This is a genomic window from Intrasporangium sp., from assembly GCF_035688975.1.
Taxonomy (GTDB): Bacteria; Actinomycetota; Actinomycetes; order Actinomycetales; family Dermatophilaceae; genus CALMNV01.
This window is the reverse complement of sequence record NZ_DASSMH010000063.1, coordinates 34,034-57,243: the sequence shown is the minus strand read 5'-3', so window position 1 is coordinate 57,243 and position 23,210 is coordinate 34,034. Positions and strand designations below refer to the sequence as shown.

Here is a 23,210-nt window from a genome sequence, read left to right as displayed (position 1 = left end):
TACCCCCGGCGCCGAGTCGCCGCATGAGGCGGTAGCGCCCGGCGAGGAGTCCGTGGCTCTCGCTCATGCTGCGCTCCGTCCGAGTGGCTGGCCGCGGGCAGGTCCTCGAGCGACCCTACCCGCCGCGACGGCGTCGGGTCGTTCCCGGAGCGACCAGGCGGGGTAGGACAGGGACCAGCAGATCCCGGCCAGCCGGGGACGGACCGCGCGAGGAGGAACCGCACATGGGTCGCAGCACGGCAGGCAGCCACCAGGTCGTCGCCGTCACCGGGGCGAGTGCCGGGATCGGCCGGGCGTCGGCGGTGGCCTTCGGCGCCCGGGGCGCCAAGGTCGCGCTCCTCGCGCGGGGATCGGCCGGGCTCGAGGCCGCGGCGCGGGACGTGCGCGCGGCCGGCGGGCAGCCGCTCGTCGTGCCGGTCGACGTCGCGGACGCCGCCCAGGTCGGGACCGCCGTGGACACGATCGAGCGGGAGCTCGGCCCCATCGACGTCTGGGTCAACGTCGCCTTCACCTCGGTGTTCGCGCCCTTCGAGTCGATCAGCCCCGAGGAGTTCCGGCGCGTGACGGAGGTCGCGTACCTCGGCTACGTCTACGCGACGATGGCCGTCCTGCCCCGGATGAAGGACCGGCAGTCGGGCACCGTCGTGCACGTCGGCTCCGCGCTCGCCTACCGCGGCATCCCCCTGCAGACGGCATACTGCGGGGCCAAGCACGCCCTCCAGGGCTTCCACGAGGCGCTGCGATGCGAGCTGCTCCACGAGCGCAGCGCGGTGCGGGTGACCATGGTGCAGCTACCGGCGGTCAACACCCCGCAGTTCTCCTGGGTCCTCTCGCGGCTGCCGAGGAAGCCCCAGCCGGTGCCGCCGATCTACCAGCCGGAGGTGGCGGCCCGGGCCGTCCTGTATGCCGCCGACCACCCCGGACGGCGTGAGTACTGGGTCGGGGGGAGCACGGTGGGCACCCTCGCGGCCAACGCGATCGCGCCGGGGCTGCTCGACCGCTACCTCGCGCGCACCGGGTTCTCCTCGCAACAGACATCGGAGCGCACGGACCACGACCGCCCGGCCAACCTGTGGGAGGCGGTGGACGACGACACCGACTTCGGCACGCGTGGGCGGTTCAGCGACCGGTCCTCGACCCGCTCGGTGCAGCTGTGGGCCTCGCAGCACCACGGGCTGCTCGGCGCGGCCGCCGCCCTCGGTGCGGTCGCGGCAGGGGTGGCTCGCCGGCGCGCCAGGTGAGCGCCGGGGCGTGCGGAAGTGGCCATTCGACGAGGGTGGGGGGCCGTCCGCTGGGTCGAGTGGCCAGTTTCGCTCGAGTGGTCACTTTCGTGCGTGTTGGGGCGTGCGGAAGTGGCCACTCGACGAGGGTGGGGGGGCCGTCCGCTGGGTCGAGTGGCCAGTTTCGCTCGAGTGGCCAGTTTCGTGCGGGCCGGGGCGTGCGGAAGTGGCCACTCGACAAGGGTGGGGGCGTGCGGAAGTGGCCACTCGACGAGGGTGGGGGCGTGCGGAAGTGGCCACTCGACGAGGGTGGGGGGCGTGGGGGGGGTGGGGTGGGTCAGGTGCTGGCGCTCGCGAGGACCTGGCCGGTGCCCGTTCGCACCTCGAGGACCCGGATGTCGGGTGGACGGACCGCCGTGGCGCCGGTGACGGTGGCGTAGCCCGTGGCCGTGGCGTTCCACGACGCCACCTGGGTGGCACGCCCGGACCGGTCCCGCACCCAGAGGCTCAGCTCGCCGCCGGTCGGCAGCTGCTCGCAGCTGACATCGAGCTGGCTTCCCCAGCCGCGCGTGACGACCGCCACCTCGACCTTGACGGACGAGCCTGGGGCGGGGACGGCGGCATACCTGGCGGTGGGCAGCTCACGCGGCGCGGGCGACGTGCTGAGGCGCGGGCCGAGCAGCACCCCGACCCCGACCAGCAGGACGGCGGCGACGCTGGCCGCCGCGGCGAGCAGGCGGCGGGTGCGGCGGCGACGCCGGCTGAGCTTGACGAGCAGGTCGGGGACCCCGGACGGCCCGGGCTCCGGAAGGTCGGTCGGCGCGGCCAGGTCGAGCAGGTGCGGCAGGCCCGAGACCTGGCCCATCTCCTGCTGGCACTGGGAGCAGCCGCGAAGGTGCTCGGTGAAGGCCTGGTGGTCCGACGCCGAGAGCCCGCCGAGCACGAAGCAGCCGAGCAGCATGTGCAGGTCGTCGGGTCCGGATGTCGGTCCGGATGTCATCGGGTCACCCCCATCTCGTCGAGGATGTCGCGCAGGCTGCGCACGGCATAGAAGGCGCGCGACTTCACCGTCCCGTCCGGTATGCCGAGGCGCCGGGCCGACTCGACCACGGTGAGTCGCTCGTAGTAGAGGCAGCGGATGATCGTGCGGTGGTCGGGCTGGAGACGGGCCAGCGCCTCCTCCACGAGCACCTGGTCGAGGGCCTGGTCGAGGTCGCTCGTCCCCCCGACGCCGGTGTCCTGCAGGGCCACCTCGTGCGGCCGGCGGGCGGCTGCCCGGTGCTGGTCGACGATGAGGTGGCGAGCGGTCGCGATGAGGTAGGCACGCAGGTTGTCGGTGTCGGGCGCCTTGCGCCAGACCCGAAGGATGGTCTCCTGGACGATGTCCTCGACCCGCCCGGCATCGCCCGTGGCCCGCCACACCACGCGGCGCAGCATCGGGGCGTGCTCGAGGTAGATCTGGGCGACGGCATCCTCGTCGAGGGCCACCGGTCACCTCCTTCCGAGAAGCAAGACGGCCTACCCGGCCGGTCGGTTCATCGGGTCGGCTGCCGACACCGTCTCACGCGGAGGGGGCCGCCGCTCCGATCTGGAGCACTCGACGAGCCCGGGCGGTGCCGCAGCGGCTACCGACCTGCGCGGCGACGGTCTCGATGGCACGCTGGAGGGCATGCCCGCGGCGTCGTCGAGCCCTGTCCCCGTCCTCACGGACGGGGTGGTCCGGCTCCGGGCGCACACCCCGGACGACGTGGAGGCCATCGTCGAGCAGGCTCTCGACGCCGAGTCGCAGCGCTGGACCGCGGTGCCGCGCGACTACACCCGCGCCGACGGGGTGCGCTTCGTCGACCGGCTTGCCGACCAGTGGCGCAGCGCGACCGGGACACGGGGCTGGGCCATCGAGACGATGGGCGACGACGGTCCCCGTTTCGCGGGGACGATCGAGCTGCGCTTCTGCGAGCCGGGTGACACCGCCTCGCTCGGCTTCGGGCTCCACCCGATGGCTCGCCGGACCGGCGTGATGTCGCGCGCGGTGCGTCTCGCCGCGGCCCACGCCTTCGGGACCGGCCCGTGGGGGAGGCCGCTCTCGCGCCTGCACTGGCGGGCCGTCGTCGGCAACTGGGCCTCGCGGCGGGTGGCCTGGGCCACGGGTTTCACCTTCCACGGCACGATCCCCGGCAGCCACGTCGACCCCGGCGACCCCACGGCCCCGGCCCTGGGCACGTGGAACGCGAGCCTCGCGAGGGACGAGCCGATGCGGCCGCGTGCCCCGTGGCTCGAGCCACCCGTGCTGGAGGAGGACGCCATTCGGCTGCGGCCGTGGCGCGACGCGGACCTCGACGCCGTCGAGGACCGCACGGACCCCGCGCACTGGATGCCGCCGCGCTCCGTGCTGGGGCGCGAGATGTTCTCCGAGTGGCTGCTGGCCCGGCGCGAGCTCATGGCGGAGGGCAGGTCGGTGGAGTGGTGCGTGGCCGACGCGGCCAGCGACCGGGCCCTCGGCAGCGCCGTCATCTTCCGCCGCGACGGTCCCGTCATCGGCGACGTGGCCGAGCTGGGCTACCAGCTCTTCCCGAGCGCCCGAGGCCGCGGCGCGGCCCGCACGGCCGCCCGACTCGCGGTGCGCCACGCACTCGCTCCTCGGACGCGCGGCGGTCTCGGCCTGCGCCGGCTGGTCGCCGAGACGGCGGCGGACAACGTCGCGAGCAACCGCGTGCTCGAGCGCAACGGCTTCGTCGTCTACGGCCGTGAGCACGCGGTCGACCTCCTCGCGGACGGCACCTACGCCGACGGCCTGCACTGGGAGCTGCTGCCCCGGGCCGGCCCCGGCTGAGCCGGCGTCGCGGCATACGATCGCGCCATGACACTGCGCGCCGCCGAGGACGTGTCCACCGCACCGCTCGCCGCCCTGGGACTGATCGGGGGCTACGTCGCCGCCCGGGAGAGCGGGATCCGTCCGCTCGGTGGCGTCGTGCTCGGCATCGCGGGGCTGTATGCCGGGCGCACCTGGCTCGCGAAGGCCGGTGCCCCGGGCACGGCGCTGCTCTCGGCCGTCTACCTCGGCGGCTTCGGGGCCTCCCACCCGCTCGCGAAGAAGGTCGGCCCGTGGCCGGCCGTGCTGGCGGTGGCCGGCGTCAGCGCCGCGGCCGCCCACGTGCTCGCCGACCGACGCTGAGCCCACGGCGGGCCGTCGTCCGCGCTGCCACCCCCATGCGGAAGGGTCCACACTGGTCGGTGGAGGTGCCCCATGGACCTGTTCACCGACCGGACCGACGCGGGCAGGCGTCTCGCTGAGCGTCTCGAGCACCTGCGTGGCGCCGACGTGGTGGTCCTCGGCCTGCCGCGCGGCGGGGTGCCCGTCGCCTACGAGGTCGCCACGGCGCTGCGCGCCCCGCTCGACGTGCTCGTCGTGCGCAAGCTCGGCGTGCCCTTCCAGCCGGAGCTCGCCATGGGAGCCATCGGTGAGGAGGGTGTCCGAGTGCTCGACAAGCAGCTCGTCGTCCGCCTCGGGATCGACGAGGACCGGGTCCGCAGCGTCGAGGCGCGTGAGCGCGCCGTCCTCGACGACCGGCTCGCGCGGCTGCGGGCGGGCCGGGACGCGGTGCCGCTCGACGGACGCACCGCCGTGGTCGTCGACGACGGCATCGCGACCGGGGCCACCGCCAGCGTCGCCTGCCGGGTCGCGCGCCTGCGGGGGGCGGCGCGTGTGGTCCTCGCCGTCCCCGTCCTGCCCGCCGACCGGGTCGACGGGTTCCCCGACGCGGACGAGCTCGTGGCGGTCCTCGCCCCTCGCGACCTCATGGCGGTGGGGCAGTACTACCGCCACTTCGAGGCCACCCCCGACGACGAGGTCGTCCGGCTCCTCGACGAGGCCGCCCGGCAGCGAGGTGCTGCCGAGGTCGTGGATGCCGAGGTTGTGGATGCCGAGGTTGTGGATGCCGAGGTCGTGGATGCCGAGGTCGTGGATGCCGAGGTCGTGGTGCCGGCCGACGGCCACCAGCTCGGCGCCCACCTCGCGGTGCCGGGGCATCCCACGGGGATGGTCCTCTTCGCGCACGGCTCGGGCAGCAGCCGGCACAGCCGGCGCAACCGCTTCGTCGCGGGGGCGCTCAACGAGGCTGGCATCGGCACGCTGCTGCTCGACCTGCTCACGCAGGGGGAGGAGGACGACCGCGCCACGGTGTTCGACATCCCGCTGCTCGCCGGGCGGCTGCTCGCGGCCACGGACTGGGTGGCGACCCAGCCGAGGCTCGCGTCGCTGCCCATCGGCTACTTCGGCGCGAGCACGGGCGCCGGGGCGGCCCTCGTCGCCGCCGCCGATGCGGGCCGGCGCGTGTTCGCCGTCGTCTCCCGCGGTGGGCGTCCCGACCTGGCCGGCGACCGCCTGCCCGAGGTGACCGCGCCGACCCTCCTCGTCGTCGGCGGCGCCGACGAGGAGGTGCTCGAGCTCAACCGGTCAGCCCGGGCCCGGCTGCGCTGCCCCAGCGAGCTTGCCGTCGTGCCGGGCGCCACGCACCTCTTCGAGGAGCCGGGCGCGCTCGCGGAGGTGTCGCGGCTGGCCGGGGACTGGTTCCGCACGCACCTCGACCGGACCGACGCGTCCACGGACGGCGGCCAGGAGCGTGTGCGGTGACGCGGCAGCGGGCCACGAGCCTCGAGCCGATGCTCGACGAGATCGCCCGGCTGGCCGGCCCGCTCGCGGCCCCGGCCGACCTCCAGGCGCTCGCCGACGCGGTCGGGCGCGACCGGTTCGTCTGCGTCGGGGAGGCCTCGCACGGCACGTCGGAGTACTACCGCTGGCGCGCTGAGCTCAGCCGGCTGCTCATCGAGCGGCACGGGTTCACGTGGATCGGCGTCGAGGGCGACTGGCCCGACTGCTGGCGGATCAACCAGTGGGTCCGCGGTCTCGACGAGCAGGACCTCGACGCCGTCGGCGTGCTCGAGGAGTTCGAGCGGTGGCCGACGTGGATGTGGGCCAACCGCGAGGTCGCCGACTTCCTCGACAGGCTGCGCACGTGGAACCTCGACCGGGCACCGGAGGCCCGGGTCGGGTTCTACGGCCTCGACGTCTACTCGCTGTGGGACTCGCTGCGCGAGGTCATCCGCTGGCTCGAGCAGCACGCGCCCACGGCGGTGGAGACGGCTATGGAGGCGTGGCAGTGCTTCGTGCCCTTCCGCGAGGACCCCCACCAGTACGCCCGCTACTCGCGGCTCGTCCCCGAGACGTGCGAGGCCGACGTCGCGCACCTGCTGTCGGAGGTGCGCAACCGGGCCCGTGACCCCGGCCTCGGTGACGGGGCCACCCTGGCGGCCGTCCAGAACGCGGAGGTCGCCGCCGGGGCCGAGCGCTACTACCGGGCCATGGTCCGCGGCGACCGCAGCTCGTGGAACGTCCGCGACCACCACATGGCCGACACGATCGAGCGCCTCGCCGGCCACCTCGGTCCCGCGTCCAAGGGGCTCGTCTGGGAGCACAACACGCACATCGGCGACGCCCGGGCGACGGACATGGCGCGGGCCGGGATGGTCAACGTCGGCCAGCTGCTGCGGGAGCGGCACGCCGACGACGGGGTCGCCCTCGTGGGCCTTGCCGGGCACCGCGGCTCCGTCGTCGCGGCTTCCGCCTGGGGGGCTCCCGAGCGGTCGCTGCCGGTGCCACCCGCCCGGCCCGGGAGCTGCGAGGACGTGCTGCACACGGCCCTCGGCGCCCCCGCCGTGATCGCCTTCCCCGACGACCGCTCCGGGCCGTGGCTGGCTGCCGAGCTCGGCCACCGCGCCATCGGGGTCGTCTACAGCCCCGCTCGGGAGGCGGGCAACTACGTGCCGACCCGCATGGGCGGCCGCTACGACGCCCTGCTGTGGTTCGAGGAGACGAGGGCGCTGCGGCCCCTGCACCACGAGCCGCCCCCTCGGGAGCCGGAGTACGAGACGGAGCCCTGGGGTGTCTGACCCGGCCGTATGCCGCTCCGGCCCGCTCCGCGGCATACGGGAGAGCGGGCCGACATCCGGAGCGCGCCGGTCCTAGACTGGGCGCGGCGGGTCCCGCAGCCAGGACTACCCACGACACGGGTGTGTCGGTTCCGTCGGTCGACCGCAGCCGGAGAGAGTGCGGTCTGGCATGAGCACGTCCCGCGCGCGCACCGTCGTCATCCTCGGAGCCGCTGGCCGAGACTTCCACAACTTCAACGTCGTGTTCCGCGGCGACCCGGCCTACCGGGTGGTGGCCTTCACCGCCACGCAGATTCCCGACATCGACGGGCGCCGATACCCACCAGAGCTCGCCGGCGCCCTTTACCCGCAAGGCATTCCGATCATCGACGAGAGCGCGCTCACCGACCTCATCGCGCGCGAGCGCGTCGACGTCGCGGTCTTCGCCTACAGCGACGTCCCGCACGTGCAGGTCATGCACGTCGCGTCGGCGTGCATCGCGGCCGGGGCGGACTTCTGGCTGCAGGGCGCTCGCGCGACGATGCTGCGCAGCACCAAGCCGGTCGTCGCCGTCACCGCGGTGCGCACCGGCGTCGGCAAGAGCCAGACGACGCGCTACCTCTCCCGGCTCCTGCGCGCCCGGGGGCACCGGGTGGTCGCCGTCCGCCACCCGATGCCGTACGGCGACCTGGCCAGGCAGGCCTGCCAGCGTTTCGAGACGCCTGCCGACCTCGAGCGCCACGACTGCACGATCGAGGAGCGGGAGGAGTACGAGCCGCACCTCGAGGGCGGCGTCGTCGTCTATGCCGGCGTCGACTACGAGCGGATCCTCCGCGCCGCCGAGCGGGAGGCGGACGTCATCCTGTGGGACGGCGGCAACAACGACCTGCCCTTCTTCGTCCCCGACCTGCACGTCGTGCTCGCCGACCCGCTCCGCCCCGGCGACGAGGCGACGCACCACCCCGGCGAGGCCAACGTGCGGATGGCCGACGTCGCCGTCGTGACCAAGTGCGACTCGGCGCGCCCGGAGGACATCGAGGCGGTGGAGTCGTCGCTGCGCCGGCTCAACCCGAGGGCGGCGATCCTGCGCGCGGACAGTCCGGTGACGGTCGAGGACGCGGAGGCGGTCCGGGGCCGGCGCGTGCTCGTCATCGAGGACGGCCCGACGCTGACCCACGGGTCGATGACCTTCGGGGCCGGCGTCGTCGGGGCGCGCGCGGCGGGCGCCGCCGAGATCGTCGACCCCAGCCCGTATGCCGTCGGCTCCCTCGCCGAGACCTACGCGCGCTATCCCAACGCCCGGGGCGTCCTGCCTGCGATGGGCTACGGCGCGGCGCAGGTGCGCGACCTGCAGGCGACGATCGAGGCGACCGACTGCGACGTCGTCGTGTGCGCCGCCCCCATCGACCTCACCCGTGTGCTGACCCTCAGCCGGCCGGTCGTCCGGGCCCGCTACGAGCTGCGGGAGCGGCAGCCCGGTGGGCTCGAGGAGGCGGTGGCCAAGGTCCTCGGGTGAGCGCCCGCGCCTACACTCGGGAGTGCGAGGAGGCGCACGGGAGGAGGCGAGATGTCGCAGCCCCACTATGAGAGCTGGGTCGACAAGCAGATCCGCGAGGCGCAGGAGCGGGGCGAGTTCGACCACCTGTCGGGGGCCGGCAAGCCGCTCGAGGACCTCGTGGACCTCGGTGACCCGGACTGGTGGGTCAAGCGCTACGCGTCGCGGGAGGGCCTGGACCTGTCTGCCGCCCTGCCCACTCCGCTCGCGCTGCGCAAGGAGGCGGCCGGCTTCCCCGACTCGCTCGTCGACGTGCGCACCGAGGGCCGCGTCCGCGAGATCCTCGAGGACTACAACGCCCGGGTGAAGGCCGACCGGCTGCGCCCCGTCTTCGGAAACCTGCCGCCCGTGCTGGCCAAGACCGTCGACGTGGACGAGATGGTCGCGGCCTGGGCCGAGCTGCGGGCGCGCCTTCGGCCGGAGCCGCCTGCGCCGCCCGCCCCGCCGCCGCCCGTCCGACGAGGGCTGCTGCGCCGCCTCCTGCGCCGGCCCTGACCGCGGCAGGCACGGCAGTCTCGTGCCTCCTGTGCCAGGAGTGCCCGGTGAGCCCGTGTCCAGACAGTGGTCCGTGGGCCGCCACGGGGGTAGCGACCCACGGACCTGCGAGACGCGTGCACGGGGGTCACCGCGCCTCGCACCCTAGCCCACGCCGGGCCCTCGCCCGTGGGGTTCGCGGGCCAGTCTCAGTCGCGGCAGTCGGCGGCCCCGGTGCACTCACGCACGAGCTTCAGCACCGCGCCCGTGTCGCCGTCGGGACCGCCGGTCTTGTTCGCCAGCACGTAGAGCTCTCCGTCACGGTCCTCGCCGAAGCCGAGGACGAAGAGGTTGATGTGGCCGTTGACCAGGTTGAACACGCCGGGGGTGCGGACCTTCGGGTTGGCCTGGTCACCCTCGCGGACGTACATGACCCGCCCGTTGGCGGACGTGAACCCGTCCGAGTAGTCACCGAACACGTACGTGCCGCGCAGCTCCGGGAAGCGTGAGCCGCGGTAGACGAATCCGCCGATCGTGGCGACGCCCTCGTCGTGGTCGTACTGCGCCACGGGGTCGATCAAACCAGCGGGCTGCCCGGGCGTGTTGGCGAAGGGAAACCCGTCGGACGCGAAGCCGAGGAGGTCGAACCCGTTGGGCTCGAACTGGAAGGTTCCCTCCTTGACGCGCCACCCGTAGTTGCCGTTCTGCACGATGCGCGCGTCGACCTCCTCGACGTGGTTCTGCCCGACGTCCGCGGCCCAGATCTGCCCGGTGCCCCCGAGGTCGGCGCGGTCGGAGGATGCCCGGAAGGGATTGCGGAAGCCGAGGGCGAAGATCTGCGGCGCGCCACCGGCACGGGGGTCCAGGCGCAGGATCTTGCCGAGGAGGTTGTCGCGCCGCTGGGCGTTGCCGGGACCCTCGTGGCTGATGCACGGGCCCTCACCGGCCAGGCCCAGCTGCCCGTGCTGGTCGTCGGCGCAGCCGCCGTCACCCGAGGTGATGTAGAGCAGGTTGCGGTCCGAGGCCCGCGTGCCGAAGAAGAGCGCCCCGCCGTTGTGGTTGAACTGCGGCTCGGTGATCCGCAGCACCACCCGACTGGCCGCGGGGGTCAGTGGCATCCGGGTCAGGGGGTTCGCGGTCGGGTTGGGCACGCGCCACTCGCGGACGGTCGCGAGGTGGTTCGGCTGTTGGTTGGGCGTCGACGCAGTGCCGGGGATGCGCTCTGACGTCATCGTGTAGAGCAGGCCGGTCGTGGCGTAGGAGGGGTGGAACGCCACGCCGAGGAAGCCGCGCTCGTCGGCGGCGAGGATGAGGGGCACGAGCAGCGACGCGGTGTCGAGAACCTTTCGCTTGGCGCCCGTCCGGGTGTGGACGGCCCACAGGGGCCCGTCCTGGTCCACGACGTAGAGGAAGCCGGGCACGCCCGGCGCGAAGGTGCCCCAGTTGGGCGCCGTGAGGCCCGCCCCCTCCGCCACCGTCTGCAGCTTGAGCTGGATCGCGCCGTTGGCGATGTGGCCGGGGATGGGGTCGTCGATCGGCTCTCGGGCGGTCGGGGTGTCGGCCCTGGCGGTGCCGACCGACGCAGCGCCGCCGAGCGCCGCCAGGATGGTGAACAGGCCGGCCGCCAGGCGCCGGCGAGTCCTCGAGGGTGGCTGCATGGCGTTCACCTTTCTTCGCCGCGGCGCCGAAACGCCGGAGGGGTCACGCGGAGCGACTCGACGCTATTCCCGAGCGGAGGCGGCACACAGGTGTCCATAGGTACTACTACCTGTCTGGGGCCGAGCGCCCGCTAGCCTGCGCCCATGGAGCCGCACCCCGTGACCGGCGCGCTCTTCGACTCGCCGGTGCCGCCGGGGACCGGGTGGCCGGGTGACCCTGCCGACGCGACGACGCCCGTGGCCCACGACGAGGACGAGGTGGCTTCGCTGGCAGCCGGGGCGCGCGGCATACCTGAGCTCGATGCGCGGGTGAGCGTATGCCGCGCCTGCCCACGGCTCGTCGCGTGGCGGGAGGCGGTCGCGACGAGCGGTCGGCGGGCCGCGTTCGCCGACCAGCCGTACTGGGGGCGTCCGGGGCCGTCCTTCGGCGACCCGGAGGCCGCGGTCCTCGTCGTCGGCCTCGCCCCGGCGGCCAACGGCACCAACCGGACCGGGCGGATGTTCACCGGGGACCGTTCGGGCGACTGGCTCTACGCAGCCCTGCACCGCGCCGGCCATGCGAGCCAGCCGACGTCGGAGGCGAGCGGCGACGGTTTGGTGCTCACGGGCGTGCGGATCGTGGCGGCGGTGCGGTGCGCGCCGCCCGCCAACCGCCCGACGACCGACGAGCGGCGCACGTGCGGGCACTGGCTCGACCGGGACCTCGAGCTCGCGACCCCTCACCTGCGCTCGATGCTCGCGCTGGGCAGCATCGGCTGGGACGCGGCGCTCGCCGCAGCCCGCCGGCTCGGGTGGGAGGTGCCGCGGCCGAAGCCCCGCTTCGGGCACGGGGCGGAGGCCCAGCTGTCGGCCCCGGACGGGCGCGGCATACGGCTTGTCGGCAGCTATCACGTCAGCCAGCAGAACACCTTCACCGGCAAGCTCACCCAGGCCATGCTCGACGAGGTCATCGCCCGCCTGTGAGGGTGTGCCGGCCGAGCCCTACGTCACTGCTCCAGTTTCTGCAACAGTGACGTAGGTGGGGGAGGGTGCACCGTCACCGGCGCAGGTAGCGGTCGAGGAAGTCGGTCGTGCGCCTGATCGACAGCGGCCACTGCGCGGTGAAGGTGTGCCGCTCCCCCTCGTAGACGTGCGACTCGACCGGCTTGCCCGCCGCCCGGAGGGCCGCGACGGTGTCTCGCGTCCACTGGATCGGGCAGTCCTCGTCGAGCGTCCCGTGGTGGATCATGAGCGGGTCGGAGACCCGCGCGAAGAAGGTGCGGGGGCTTGTGGCAGCCCAGCGCGCCGGCGCCGCCTCCGGCGTGCCGAGACGCGCGATGACCTGCCGCGCGACGCCCGACCGGGACGGGTCCGGGCGCACCCAGCGGTTGAAGTTGTCGATGGTGTTGGAGCTCACGGGCGAGTAGGCGACCGCCGCCTTGAACAGGCCCGGCCGCACGACGAGGGCGCTCAGGACGACGCCGCCTCCCATCGACCGCCCGACGATCCCGATGCGGCCCCGGTCCACGAGGGGGTACTGCTGCAGGGCCAGGCCCGCGTTGATGGCGTCCTCGGTGTAGCCGAGGCGCAGGTGGGCGTCGTTGGCCGGGTCGTCGTCGGACTCCGCGTGGTTGCGGTAGTCGATGTGCAGGGCGACGTAGCCCGCTCGGGCCAGGTGGTCCCGCTCGCGCAGCATGGTCTGGCCGCCCACGTATGCCGCGGGGTCGACGTAGCCGTGGGCGAGGACGACCGCGGGGAACGGCCCGCGGCCGCGGGGGACGGCGATGCGCCCGGAGATGGTGAGGCCACCGCCCTCGTAGGTCACCGCATACTGCCGGTAGGCGCTCGTGCTGCCGCCCTCGCGCCCCAGGCGCAGCCCATGGCCGTCGTAGCGCTTCGCGATGAGCGCCTGGAGCGACAGCGGGTCCGGCCTCGGGGCGGCCCGCGGCGCCGCGCTCGACGTGCTGGCGGGCGTCGCTGCGGCGGGCGTCGGTGCGGCGGGCGCCTGCCGAGCCGGTCCGCCGGACGGTGCGGCGGAGGCGCTTGGCCGGCCGCCGCTGGGCGGGACTGGCGCAGGGGAGGCCTCAGGGGCTGGCGTCGCCGCCGGTCCGGCCGTGCAGGCACCGAGGACCACCGCCGCCATCAGGCCGGCGGACGTGGCGCGAAGGCGGTGCACCTCAGGGCATCGGACCCGGCGGGGTGTCGGACTCCGGGTGCGAGCCCGGGTCGGCATACGGGAACTCCGCCTTGGTCGCGGGGCCGTCCTCGGCGGTGGGCTCTCCAGCGCCCGCGTAGGGGAAGTCCTCGCTGACGCCGGGGACGGGGCTCGGGCCCGGCCTGGCACCCGGCTGGTCCGGGTCCGGCACGATGCCGTCCGCGGCCGGGTTGGGCATGCCCGGGTCCTCGACGAGCGGGGTGTCGGACCCGGCTCCCGGGCTCGCCTGGGCGCCTGCGGCGCCTGCCGCTGCTCCCGCTGCCCCTGCCGGGCCGGGACGCTGCTCGGCGAGCTTGTCGACGCCCTTGACGACCGACTCCTTGGCCTTGACGACCTTGTCGTGGTACTTGCCCTCGGTCTTCTCGTCGATCGCCTTGGTGGCCTTCTCGAGCACCTCGCCCACCTTGTCGCGGTTCTGGTGAGCCAGCTCGCCGGCCTTCTCGCGCGCCTGGTGTGCCGCCTTGGCGGCCGCGTCTGCGAGCTCCTCCGCCTTGTGGGGCAGGTCGAGCTCCTCCGCCTTGTGCTTCAGCTTGTCGAAGAACGACATGGTGATCTCCTCTCGGTCGCTGCCTGCTTGCCGCCAACGTCTCACACCCGAGGGGTCCGGCGCACGGGTGGGGGGCCGGACTGCGCGGGCATGGGACCGCGGAGCTGCCCGGGCATCAGGGCCAGAGGGTCCGGCCGAGCGCCGTCCCGAGGGCGGCGGCACCGACCCCGGCCACGAGGCTGCCGGCCACGTTGGCGGCGGCGAGCAGCCGGGCGTCGTCCTCGAGGAGCCGCAGGGTCTCCCACGAGAAGGTGGAGTACGTCGTGAGGGCGCCGCAGAAGCCGGTCCCGACAAGGAGCCGCGTCGACGGCGACGCGGCGGCGGGCGAGCCGACGAGCAGGCCGAGGATGAAGGAACCCGTGACGTTGACGGCGAGGGTGCCCCAAGGGAAGACGCTGTCATGGCGCGCCGAGATGACGCGGTCGGTCAGATAACGCAGCGGGGCGCCCACCATCGCCCCCGCGACGACGAGCAGCAGGCTCACGCGCTCGCTCCGCCGCCCGGGTCGGTCGTGGGCGACCCCGGTTCGAGGACGACGCAGTCCTCCAGGATGACGAGCCCACCGCCGACGAGCTCGTCGAGCTCGGGCAGGAACGCCTCGATCCTGTCCTCCCGGTCGACGAGCAGGACGAAGACCGGCAGCTCCTCGGCGAGGCTGAGCAGGCGGGTCGTGTGGATCCTGCCCCCGAGGCCGTAGCCCTCGACGCCCCGCAGGACCGTTGCCCCGGCGAGCCCGGCCGCATGGGCGCGGTGCACGATCTCGGCGAAGACCGGCCGGTGGTGCCAGTGGTCGGACTCCCCGACGATGATCGTGAGCCGCTTGGCGGGGTGGGCGGGCCTCATAGGAGCCTCCGGGTGACGGCGCGGCGAGTGAGTGAGGCGGCGACGGCGACGGCGAGCACGGCACCGGCCAGCGTGCCGACCGCGTAGGCGAAGGCGGTGGCCCACCGGCCCGCGGCGAGGAGCTGGACGGTGTCGACGGCATACGTCGAGAACGTCGTGAACCCCCCGAGCACCCCGGTCCCGAGGAACGGCCGCACGAGCCGGCGGCCGGCCCAGACGTCGGTGACGAGGACGAGGAGGATGCCGATGAGCGCGCAGCCGACGACGTTGACGAGCAAGGTCGTCGTGGGGAACCGGCCGGTCGCGGTGGGCCAGAGCAGCGCGCTCGCGTAGCGGGCGGCCGCGCCGAGCGCACCCCCGACGGCGACGGCGGCCACGACCGCGGCATCGACGTGCTGGGGCTGGCGGCGCCGTCTCATCGGGTGGCAGCCTATCGGCGGTTGCCCGCCCCATGGCGACCCGGGCGGCCGTACGGTGACCCGATGGACACCACCACCACCACCCCGTTGCACCAGCTCCGAGACGGCACGACGCTGCCGGCCGTCGGCTTCGGCACCTACCCGCTCCGCGGCGAGGACGGCATCCGCGCCATGGTCAGCGCGATCGAGGTCGGATACCGGCTGCTCGACACCGCGGTCAACTACGAGAACGAGCAGGAGGTCGGGGAGGCGATCCGGCGCTCGGGGCTGCCGCGTGAGCAGCTGCAGGTCCAGAGCAAGATCCCCGGCCGGGATCACGCCTACGACCGGGCCGTGGCCTCGGTGGAGGGCTCGCTGCGGCGGCTCGGCCTCGAGCAGCTCGACGTGGGGCTGATCCACTGGCCCAACCCGAGCGTCGGGAGATACGTGGAGGCGTGGCGCGCGCTCGTGGACCTGCGCGAGCGCGGCCTGGTGCGCAGCATCGGCGTCAGCAACTTCACCGAGCGCCACCTGCAGGACGCCATCGACGCCACAGGGCAGACCCCTGCGGTCAACCAGGTCGAGGTGCACCCGTGGTTCCCGCAGGTGGAGCTGCGGGCCGTCCACGAGCGGCTGGGGATCCTCACGCAGTCGTGGAGCCCGCTCGGCAAGCGCAACGCCCCGTTCGCCGAGCCCGCGGTCACCGAGGCAGCGGCCGCGCACGGGGTGTCACCGGCGCAGGTCGTCGTGCGCTGGCACGTGCAGCTCGGCGCCCTGCCGCTGCCGAAGTCGGCGAACCGGGAGCGGCAGCAGAGCAACCTCGACGTCTTCGGCTTCGCGCTGACCGAGGCCGAGGTCGCTGCGATCACGGCGCTGGGCCGTGCCGACGGCCGGCTCTTCGACGGTGACCCGGACACCCACGAGGAGATGTAGCCGGGGACCGTCGACCGGTGCACCGACGAACGCCGCCCCCTGGACCGGTGGTCCGGGGGGCGACGTATGCCGTGTCGTCGAGCTGCTCGGCGCGGCTCAGCTGGGCAGGACGGGCAGCGTCGTCGGCGAGGTCGTCCCGGAGGGCGTCTGCGCGGCCTTGGCAGCTGCCTCGCGAGCCTTGGCAAGCGCGGCGGCCTTCGCCTTCGCCCGGAGAACGGCTCGGGCCTGGGCCTCCGCCTGCCGCTTGGCCTTCGCCGCGGCGCGGGCCTTGGCCTTGGCGAGCGCGATGGCCTTGCGCGCCTTGGCCTGCGCCGCCCACTTCGCCTTGTTGGCGGCCCGAAGCCGCGCGGCGGCCGCGCGTGCCCGTGCCTTGGCGGCGGCTCGGGCGGCTCGGGCGGCGCGCGCCTTGGCCCGTGCCGCTGCCCGTGCCTTGGCCCGGGCAGCGCGTGCCTTGGCGCGCGCGACCGCCTTGGCCCGGGCCTTGGCGCGGGCGACGAGCCGGGCCTGCAGCACGGCGGGCGAGGGGCCGGTGGACTCCGACGGGCCGCCGCCGAGGCGGAAGGGCTGCGCCACCGGGAGCGGCTGGTTGGGGCAGGTCGCGAGCACGTGCGCCAGCGTGGCGCGCTCGCCCGCGGTCACGGTGAGGCCGTAGCGGGCCTTCACCGCGATCTGGCGGGCGGCGAAGGCACACCGGAACGCTGTGTTCGGGACCACCCAGCTCGCGGCCGCAGCCCGCTTCGCCGCCGTCGGTCCGTCCACCGCGAGCAGGTTCAGCGAGTCGTTGGCGAACTGCGCGCGCTTGGCCTGTGACCACTGCTGGGCGCCGGAGCGCCAGGCGTCACGCAGGGTCACCGCCTCGTCGATGGCCACGGCGGCCGCGGTGCCGCGTCCGCGGTGGTAGCCGATGGTGCGACCGGTGTAGGGGTCGCGCAGCGTGCCGCGCACGACGGCGCAGCCGTTGCTGCGCCCGGCGAGGGTGAAGCCGGTGAGGTCGCGGCGCAGCACGTCGTTGCGCGTGTCGCAGCCGTTGTGGTCGGTGTCGAGGTCCTCCGGGCCGAAGAGCGAGCGCTTGAACCCGGTCAGCGCCGCCCGGTCCCGCACGGTGAGCGTGGCGAGCACCGCCTGCGCGGTCCCGGGGCGCGGGGCGGGCGCGACCGCCCGCACGATGACGGGGGCTGGGTCGGGAGCCGGCGGATCCGGCACGATGGACGTCGGAGCGCCGGCGGCGGCGGCCGTGACGGGCAGGCGCTCGGACGGTTTCGTCAGCCAGCCGGCCGACACGACGAGCAGCGTGCCGAACATGGCAGCGACGACGAGCACGATGACGGGCCCCAGAAAGCGGCGACCTTGGATGCGCGACATTACGGTCCTCGATTCCTCGCATGGCAGGCGATGTCGAGAGTAGGACGCGCGATGTCGCACCGGCAGGAGAATGCGGGAAATCGGTCGAGAGCGGCCTTGCCGGGTCGTCATACGGGAGGGAGTGGCCCTCGGCGACGTGGTCATGCGGGAGGATGAGGTCGAAGATCCGCCCGGCGACGGCCGCTGGAGCAAGGCCCCTCGCCGCCGGCGACTCTGGGAGTTGCTCGAGGGTCGCGCCGATGATCGCCGAGTCATCGATGGTCCTCAGGGACCGGACCTCCACGGCGGGGTAACGCCCGCGGCGCCTACCAGGGCGTCCGCGGGCGTTGATGGCTTGGGTGGTGGCGCCGGACAGGCGATCAGGCGCCACCACCGTTGAGGCCGTCAGAAGATGGTGATCACGGGCTGCTGATCGTTCCGCCGTTGGTGATCGTGAGTGCTGACGTCTCGTGGCAGCTCGGCGGGATGTCTCGCTGAGCGTTGTTCATGCTGTCGTAGCTGACGAGCCAGGAGAAGGACCCGGAGGCCAGTTGCGCGGTGGTGTTCGATGTGGACACTGTCTGTGGGGAGGCCCCGGAGACAGTGGCGGTCGTGCTATAGATGGCGGCATCGCCACCGGCGGCGCAGTCGGCCGAGGCGTAGAGCGCGAACGAGACGGTACCTGTCAGGGGGCCGCTCCCTGCGGCGGCCGAGACAGTGACCGAGTCGTTCGGCACCCACTTCTGCGCGCTTGTCAGCGAAGACGGCACGGTGGTGACGGCGACGTCCTCGTTGGCGTCGGTGCAGTCGGCGTTGTGCGTGGTGCCGAGTGTGTTCGGCGAGCTGCCGCTGTACACAGCGACCCAGTGGTAGGTGCCGGCCTCGGTCGGCACGAACTGCGGTGCCGGGCTGTTGTACGTGCCGTTGCCGCTGACCGTGACGGCGCCCGAGGTGTAGACGAGGGCTCCGCATGCGGTGTCGCTTGGGCCGTACAGCTTGAAGGTGATGGTTCCGCCTGCGGCCGCCCCGCCGGTACCGGTGAGGTTGATGACCGGGCTGGCCGGCTGGGTGGCCGTTCCAGTCAAGGCCGCCGTGTCGGTGACGGCGTTTCCAAGGAGCACGTCCGGGCCGCCGGTCGTCGCCAGGTCTGGCGTCACCGGGTTCACGGTGAAGCACTCAGTGGCGGACGAGTCGCTCGAGCCCGGTATGCCGTTGGCGGGATCGCCGCTGAAGACAGCTCTCCAGCAGTACCGCCCGACGGAGGTGACATACGCGGTCGGCGACACGAGGGTGACCGGGTATGCCGGACCGGTAAGGTTCGTCGACCCGACGGATGTTCCACCGGTCGTGCACAGGTTGGGGGAATCCACCTTGCACAGGAAGAACCCGACCGAGCCTGCCGGGGTGGCGGTGCCACCGGCGAGGCTGACCACGGCCGAGTCCCTCACGGACACGACGCCGGCGCCGATTGACAGGCCTCCTGCGGGAACGTCAGTGCCGGCGCCGGTCTTGGGTGTGGTCACGACCGTCGACGTGCAGTTCGTGATGGGGGGCGCCTGCTTGAGCACGGTGTCCTTGTAGTCGGCAGTGTCGGAGTTTCCCGTCACGGTGCTGGGAATCGTGTTGGCGAACGACTGGCAGGCGGTGCTGCCACCGAAGATCGTCGCGGTCAGGTCGACCGCCGCCTCCCCCTTGAATCCGTCCGCGCTGAACTGCGCTTCGGACACGGCAAGGTCTAGCTGCTGCGGGGCTCCCAAGGTCAGGTTTGGGGCTACACCGGTCCAGGTCCGCAGGTAGAGCGTGGTGCTGGACCCGGACTGGTCCCACAGGATCACGAAGTCACCAGCGTCGCGGTTGGCCCATGGGTTGCAGTTCGCGATGAGCTGGCTGTCGGTGGACGTATCGTACGCGCAGCCTGTAGGGGCGGGCTTCTTCATGAACTCGTAGGCGATAAATCCGCTGCCGCTGTTGGCGTCGCGTTCCCACGCGAAGTACAGCCAGTCGTGCCCCGTGGCGGAGTCGCGTTTCGTGGCGAGCCACGCGTTGCGCAGGTCGACCTGACCGTTGGGGTTGGTCAAGCCGAGCATGGGCACGGCGGCCTTGTGGATGACGCCAATCTTCGTGGTGTTGGAGTTGATGGGACCGAGCTCTTTGACATTGCCGAACGGGTCGGTCAGCTGCGCCGCCCCGCTGTCGGGGACGATGCCGTCAATGATGTAGGGACCGCTTGCCGCCAGTGCGCTGGGCGCCGTGACGACGAGCAGCGGTAACGCGACGGCGGCAAGGATGGCTAGCCAACGGGTTCGCCTGCGTGCAGTCGGGCGCGACTGGCGTCTACCCCAAGACCGACTCATGTGACTGTTCATGATGTCTCCGTGTGTCACGATGAACCCGGCCCGACCGAGCCGGGTGGGTGCCAGGCGGCGGTGTGACCGGTACCGGCTCCGGTGTCATTCGCGTGGAGAGTCAGCATGCTGGGGAGTCGCTGCTGGTGCACAGTCGTGTGGTGAGCCCGAATTGACGGTACTCGCTGTTTGCCCTGGGCGTGACCGGTCCTGAATACGCGTCGCATATGTCTGCGAAGTCTGCTGCCAGCACGGACATCTTGACCTTTCGGCCCCGGTCGCCGCGAACAGCGCGGCCACCGCTCATCAGGCCGGTACGACGTACCAGCATCCTTGCGAGTACCCGGTAGGACACGCCGCCTCAGGGCTGGAGCAGCACCTTGATGGCTCGTCGCTCGTCCATCGCCCGGTAGCCCTCCGCGACGTCGTCGAGGGGCAGCGTGAGGTCGAAGATGCGCCCCGGCTCGATCCGCCCGTCGAGGACCCGTTGGAGCAGGTCCGGCAGGTAGGCGCGGACCGGGGCCATCCCGCCGTGGAGCCCGATGTTGCGTCGGAACATGGTGCGCACCGGAAGCTCCACGCCGTGCGGCACGCCGACGAACCCGACCGTCGACCCCGGCCGGGCGATGCGGAAGGCCGTGTCCATCGCCGATCCCGTGCCGACGCACTCGAGGACGGAGTCGGCGCCCACGCCGTCGGTGAGGTCCAGGATGGCCGCCACGCCCTCGTCGCCGCGCTCCGCGACGAGGTCGGTGGCGCCGAACTCCTTGGCGACCTGCTGACGCGACTCGTGCCGGGACATGGCCACGATCCGCTCGGCGCCCTGCTCCCGGGCTGCGAGGACCGCGCACAGGCCGACGGCCCCGTCGCCGACGACGACCGCGGTGCCGCCCGGTCGGACGCCCGCGGCCACGGCAGCGTGCCAGCCCGTCGCCATGACGTCGCTGAGGGCCAGCAGGCTGGGGACGAGGTCGGCGTCCGGCATACCGTCGGTCTTGACCAGGCTGCCGTCCGCCTGGCCGACCCGGGCGTACTGCGCCTGGCCGCTCGACGTGACGCCATGGTTGACACACGCGGACTGCACGCCAGCCAGGCAGTGCGCGCACGTGTTGTCGCAGTGGCAGAACGGCACGACGACGAAATCGCCGGGCCGGAAGGACCGGACCGCCGGCCCCACGGTCTCGATCACCCCGACGGCCTCGTGGCCGATGGTGTTGCCGGGCGTGATGTCGTTCTCGCCCCGGTAGGGCCACAGGTCGGAGCCGCAGATGCAGGCGGCGACGACGCGCACGATGGCGTCCGTGTCGGCCTCGATGACGGGGTCGGGCACCTCGGACAGGCGGATGTCGTGGGGGGCGTGGATCGTCGTGGCTCGCATGGCCCCCATCTTGGGCGGTCCCGTGCTGCCGGTCCACCTCCGCGCCCCGCGCCCCCGCCCGACCCCCAGTTATCTGCGGGGCCAGATGTCGTCAGGACGATATCCAGCCCCGCAGATAACTGGGAGGTAGGCCGCGGGAGGGGCGGGGGTCAGGGCTTGGGGAAGCCGCCGGGGAAGGGAGGCGCCTTGCGAGGCAGCCGCCTGGCCGGGCGCCACGCCTGCGGCACCATGCGAAGGACGTGCGTCCACGTCACGTGCAGGACGAGGTCGAGGATCCAGAGCAGGAGCCGGGTCACGACGGTGACGAGCACGAGCGGGACCATCGGCGGCAGCACGAGCACGGCCACGGCACACGCTCCCAGGAGGCTGCCGAACGCCTGAGGACTCCACCGGGACGGCGACGTCGGCGAGGCGCGCTCGACGCTGCGCAGCAGCACCAGGACCAGCGTCAGGCCCCCGACGGCGAGGAGGATCGAGCCGAACGGCTGGTCGGCCGCGAGCCGCTCGGACAGCTGCCGCAGCACCCACGCGAAACCGGACGGCACCCAACCCAGGAAGGCCAGCCACGGCTCGGTCGCCACGTGGGACAGGACGTCGTCCACCGCGTCGATGACCGGCGCCGACCAGTGCAGCAGACCGACGGCGACGCCGAGCACGACCGAGACGCCGACCCAGAGGGAGCCGAAGAGCCGGACGCCGGACCACATGATCCACCGCGTCATGATGCCGAGCTGGGCATGCTCGGCCAGGGTCCGCCGGAAGAGGTCGTCCGCCTCGCGGCGCCGGTGGGCCCGCAGCGGGGCCCCACCGGGCCCGCGACGCGCCGCCTTGGCAGCGTCGCACTGCACGTCGTGGAGGATGGCCGGCATGGTGTGCCGGCCGTAGGAGGAGAAGAGGCCCCACAGGAACGGCGGGATGGAGGCGAGGTCGGTCTCGGCGCCCCGGGCCACCCGACGGTCGGCGGGCGGCACCTGCCCGAGCTCGTCGACCCACCCGAACCAGTCCTCGCAGCGGAAGCACGTCCGCGAGCCCCCTCCCGGCGGCAGCTGGGTCAGGGTCACCTCCGTCTTGGCGGTGCCGGCGACGTCGTCCGGCCCGGGGCCGATGTCGACGAAGGGCACGGCCCGGCTCCTCTCGTGGCGGCCGAGCCGCCACGGCCCGGAGGTGTCAGCATCCTGCCGTCGCACCGGTGGGTCTGGCAACGACGCGCCCCCTCTCGCGGCCCGGCACCCCGGGCGTCGTGCGGGCGCGGGCGGTGCCGGTGCGGGAGGCTGGCTACATGGCTCTCGCGGTGTGTCTGCTCTTCGACGCGCGGACCGACCGCCTGCTCCGCGAGCTGTGGTCCCGGCTCGAGGCGCAGGGCGTCCGCACGCTGCAGTCGCACACCCACGGCCACCACCATCCACACCTGTCGTATGCCGTGCTGCTCGAGTGGGACGTCGACCGGGTCCGCGCGGCACTCGACCGCCTGCCCGACGGCGGGCCGGTGACCGTGAACTTCCATGGCACCGTGGCGTTTCCGCGAGGCCGTGCCGCGCTCGCGCCCTCCGTCACCGCGGACGTGGCCCGCAGGCAGGAGTGCGTGAGCAGGGCGGTGGAGCAGACCGGAGCCATGCTGCACCGCCACTACGCGCGCGGCGACTGGGTGCCGCACGTGTCGGTGGCGACGCGGGCGACCGGCACGCAGCTGGCCACCGTCGTGCGTGAGGTGGCGGACGTGCTGCCGATGGAGGCCCGGGTCGATCGGGCGGCGCTCATCGACAGCTCGACCGGTCGCCTGTGGCCGCTCGAGCACATCCCCTGACGAGGCGCTCGCTCAGTGCCGGGTCTCAGTGCTGGGTCTCAGTGCTGGGTCTCAGTGCTGGTAGGTGCCGTGCAGGATGGCCCGGCCGAGCGTCTTGAAGGCGAGGTTGAAGGACACCACCGCGGGCGACGCGTCCTCGTCGACACCGAGGGACTCGTCCGCGACGGCGTGCACGACGAAGAAGTACCGGTGGGGCATGTCGCCCTTCGGGGGCGCGGCGCCCATGAAGGCCTTCTCCCCGCCGTCGTTGCGGACGTGGAAGGCCTTGCCTGGCAGGGGTGCTCCCGCCGCGCCGGCGCCCCGCTCGAGGGAGGTCACGTCGGCCGGCAGGTCGACGAGCACCCAGTGCCAGAACCCCGACGGTGTCGGGGCGTCCGGGTCGAAGCAGGTGACGACGAAGCTCTTGGTCCCCGCAGGCGCGCCCGACCACGACAGGTGCGGTGAGGTGTTGCCCTTGGCTGCGACCTGGTCGTCGGACAGGGGGGCGCCGTCGGTGACGTCGTCGCTCGTGACCGAGAACGACGGGACGGCGGGCAGCAGGTCGTAGGGGTTGGGCGCGACGGGACGGGTGAGGCTCATCGGTTCCTCCTCGGGT

The 23,210-nt window shown here is 73.3% G+C and carries 23 protein-coding genes; 10 read left to right on the top strand and 13 right to left on the bottom strand.

Features of this window, described 5'->3' with window-relative positions:
* The first annotated feature begins 224 nt into the window (after positions 1–224).
* Positions 225–1,241 carry an SDR family oxidoreductase gene (locus VFJ94_RS06755; protein ID WP_325003434.1) on the top strand — a complete coding sequence of 339 codons (1,017 nt, stop codon included), beginning with the start codon at positions 225–227 and terminating at the stop codon, positions 1,239–1,241.
* A 316-nt stretch (positions 1,242–1,557) separates the two neighbouring features.
* Here the strand turns inward: VFJ94_RS06755 and VFJ94_RS06750 are convergent, their stop codons facing one another.
* On the bottom strand, positions 1,558–2,220 hold the full coding sequence (locus VFJ94_RS06750; protein WP_325003433.1) for a zf-HC2 domain-containing protein: 663 nt from the start codon (positions 2,218–2,220) through the stop codon (positions 1,558–1,560).
* Positions 2,217–2,708 carry a sigma-70 family RNA polymerase sigma factor gene (locus tag VFJ94_RS06745; protein ID WP_325003432.1) on the bottom strand — a complete coding sequence of 164 codons (492 nt, stop codon included), beginning with the start codon at positions 2,706–2,708 and terminating at the stop codon, positions 2,217–2,219. Before VFJ94_RS06745 ends, VFJ94_RS06750 begins: the two co-directional genes overlap by 4 nt.
* Positions 2,709–2,889: 181 nt before the next feature.
* On the opposite strand from VFJ94_RS06745, the gene VFJ94_RS06740 reads away from it, so the two are divergent.
* The 6 genes from VFJ94_RS06740 to VFJ94_RS06715 all read left to right on the top strand — a co-directional run bounded on the left by VFJ94_RS06740 (position 2,890) and on the right by VFJ94_RS06715 (position 9,195).
* Entirely contained in the window at positions 2,890–4,050 is a 1,161-nt protein-coding gene (locus tag VFJ94_RS06740) for a GNAT family N-acetyltransferase (protein WP_325003431.1), read from the top strand.
* A 27-nt stretch (positions 4,051–4,077) separates the two neighbouring features.
* Complete coding sequence (locus VFJ94_RS06735; RefSeq protein WP_325003430.1) at positions 4,078–4,392, top strand: hypothetical protein; 315 nt, start codon at positions 4,078–4,080, stop codon at positions 4,390–4,392.
* A gap of 72 nt (positions 4,393–4,464) precedes the next feature.
* Positions 4,465–5,850 (top strand): phosphoribosyltransferase family protein, encoded by a 1,386-nt coding sequence (locus VFJ94_RS06730; RefSeq protein WP_325003429.1) that lies wholly within the window; start codon positions 4,465–4,467, stop codon positions 5,848–5,850.
* Positions 5,847–7,166: an erythromycin esterase family protein gene (locus tag VFJ94_RS06725; RefSeq protein ID WP_325003428.1), complete on the top strand. Its 1,320-nt coding sequence runs from the start codon at positions 5,847–5,849 to the stop codon at positions 7,164–7,166. Before VFJ94_RS06730 ends, VFJ94_RS06725 begins: the two co-directional genes overlap by 4 nt.
* 169 nt (positions 7,167–7,335) lie before the next feature.
* Complete coding sequence (locus tag VFJ94_RS06720) at positions 7,336–8,661, top strand: cyclic 2,3-diphosphoglycerate synthase (RefSeq protein ID WP_325003427.1); 1,326 nt, start codon at positions 7,336–7,338, stop codon at positions 8,659–8,661.
* A 51-nt stretch (positions 8,662–8,712) separates the two neighbouring features.
* Positions 8,713–9,195 (top strand): DUF1992 domain-containing protein, encoded by a 483-nt coding sequence (locus tag VFJ94_RS06715; protein ID WP_325003426.1) that lies wholly within the window; start codon positions 8,713–8,715, stop codon positions 9,193–9,195.
* 188 nt (positions 9,196–9,383) lie between these two features.
* On the opposite strand, the gene VFJ94_RS06710 is transcribed toward VFJ94_RS06715, so the two are convergent.
* Positions 9,384–10,832: a PQQ-dependent sugar dehydrogenase gene (locus tag VFJ94_RS06710; protein ID WP_325003425.1), complete on the bottom strand. Its 1,449-nt coding sequence runs from the start codon at positions 10,830–10,832 to the stop codon at positions 9,384–9,386.
* 144 nt (positions 10,833–10,976) lie between these two features.
* Between VFJ94_RS06710 and VFJ94_RS06705 the strand changes: the two genes are divergently transcribed.
* Positions 10,977–11,795, top strand: coding sequence for a uracil-DNA glycosylase (locus VFJ94_RS06705; protein WP_325003424.1), 819 nt, complete (start codon positions 10,977–10,979; stop codon positions 11,793–11,795).
* Between the two features lie 73 nt (positions 11,796–11,868).
* Here VFJ94_RS06705 and VFJ94_RS06700 read toward each other — a convergent pair whose 3' ends face one another.
* The 5 genes from VFJ94_RS06700 to crcB (VFJ94_RS06680) all read right to left on the bottom strand — a co-directional run bounded on the left by VFJ94_RS06700 (position 11,869) and on the right by crcB (VFJ94_RS06680) (position 14,835).
* Positions 11,869–12,987: an alpha/beta hydrolase family protein gene (locus tag VFJ94_RS06700; RefSeq protein ID WP_325003423.1), complete on the bottom strand. Its 1,119-nt coding sequence runs from the start codon at positions 12,985–12,987 to the stop codon at positions 11,869–11,871.
* Position 12,988: 1 nt separating this feature from the next.
* Entirely contained in the window at positions 12,989–13,573 is a 585-nt protein-coding gene (locus VFJ94_RS06695) for an antitoxin (RefSeq protein ID WP_325003422.1), read from the bottom strand.
* A gap of 115 nt (positions 13,574–13,688) precedes the next feature.
* Positions 13,689–14,057: a fluoride efflux transporter CrcB gene (gene crcB / locus VFJ94_RS06690; RefSeq protein ID WP_325003421.1), complete on the bottom strand. Its 369-nt coding sequence runs from the start codon at positions 14,055–14,057 to the stop codon at positions 13,689–13,691.
* On the bottom strand, positions 14,054–14,416 hold the full coding sequence (locus tag VFJ94_RS06685) for a DUF190 domain-containing protein (protein ID WP_325003420.1): 363 nt from the start codon (positions 14,414–14,416) through the stop codon (positions 14,054–14,056). Before VFJ94_RS06685 ends, crcB (VFJ94_RS06690) begins: the two co-directional genes overlap by 4 nt.
* Entirely contained in the window at positions 14,413–14,835 is a 423-nt protein-coding gene (gene crcB, locus VFJ94_RS06680) for a fluoride efflux transporter CrcB (RefSeq protein ID WP_325003419.1), read from the bottom strand. Before crcB (VFJ94_RS06680) ends, VFJ94_RS06685 begins: the two co-directional genes overlap by 4 nt.
* A gap of 63 nt (positions 14,836–14,898) precedes the next feature.
* Between crcB (VFJ94_RS06680) and VFJ94_RS06675 the strand changes: the two genes are divergently transcribed.
* Positions 14,899–15,747: an aldo/keto reductase gene (locus VFJ94_RS06675; RefSeq protein ID WP_325003418.1), complete on the top strand. Its 849-nt coding sequence runs from the start codon at positions 14,899–14,901 to the stop codon at positions 15,745–15,747.
* A gap of 96 nt (positions 15,748–15,843) precedes the next feature.
* Here the strand turns inward: VFJ94_RS06675 and VFJ94_RS06670 are convergent, their stop codons facing one another.
* The 4 genes from VFJ94_RS06670 to VFJ94_RS06655 all read right to left on the bottom strand — a co-directional run bounded on the left by VFJ94_RS06670 (position 15,844) and on the right by VFJ94_RS06655 (position 21,932).
* Positions 15,844–17,109 carry an HNH endonuclease family protein gene (locus tag VFJ94_RS06670; protein ID WP_325003417.1) on the bottom strand — a complete coding sequence of 422 codons (1,266 nt, stop codon included), beginning with the start codon at positions 17,107–17,109 and terminating at the stop codon, positions 15,844–15,846.
* A gap of 398 nt (positions 17,110–17,507) precedes the next feature.
* Complete coding sequence (locus VFJ94_RS06665; protein ID WP_325003416.1) at positions 17,508–19,454, bottom strand: hemagglutinin; 1,947 nt, start codon at positions 19,452–19,454, stop codon at positions 17,508–17,510.
* Between the two features lie 340 nt (positions 19,455–19,794).
* On the bottom strand, positions 19,795–20,811 hold the full coding sequence (locus VFJ94_RS06660) for a zinc-dependent alcohol dehydrogenase family protein (protein WP_325003415.1): 1,017 nt from the start codon (positions 20,809–20,811) through the stop codon (positions 19,795–19,797).
* Positions 20,812–20,960: 149 nt separating this feature from the next.
* On the bottom strand, positions 20,961–21,932 hold the full coding sequence (locus VFJ94_RS06655; RefSeq protein ID WP_325003414.1) for a DUF1353 domain-containing protein: 972 nt from the start codon (positions 21,930–21,932) through the stop codon (positions 20,961–20,963).
* Positions 21,933–22,000: 68 nt separating this feature from the next.
* Between VFJ94_RS06655 and VFJ94_RS06650 the strand changes: the two genes are divergently transcribed.
* Positions 22,001–22,615 (top strand): 2'-5' RNA ligase family protein, encoded by a 615-nt coding sequence (locus VFJ94_RS06650; RefSeq protein ID WP_325003413.1) that lies wholly within the window; start codon positions 22,001–22,003, stop codon positions 22,613–22,615.
* Between the two features lie 51 nt (positions 22,616–22,666).
* Here VFJ94_RS06650 and VFJ94_RS06645 read toward each other — a convergent pair whose 3' ends face one another.
* Entirely contained in the window at positions 22,667–23,194 is a 528-nt protein-coding gene (locus tag VFJ94_RS06645; RefSeq protein ID WP_325003412.1) for a YbhB/YbcL family Raf kinase inhibitor-like protein, read from the bottom strand.
* Positions 23,195–23,210 lie beyond the last annotated feature (16 nt).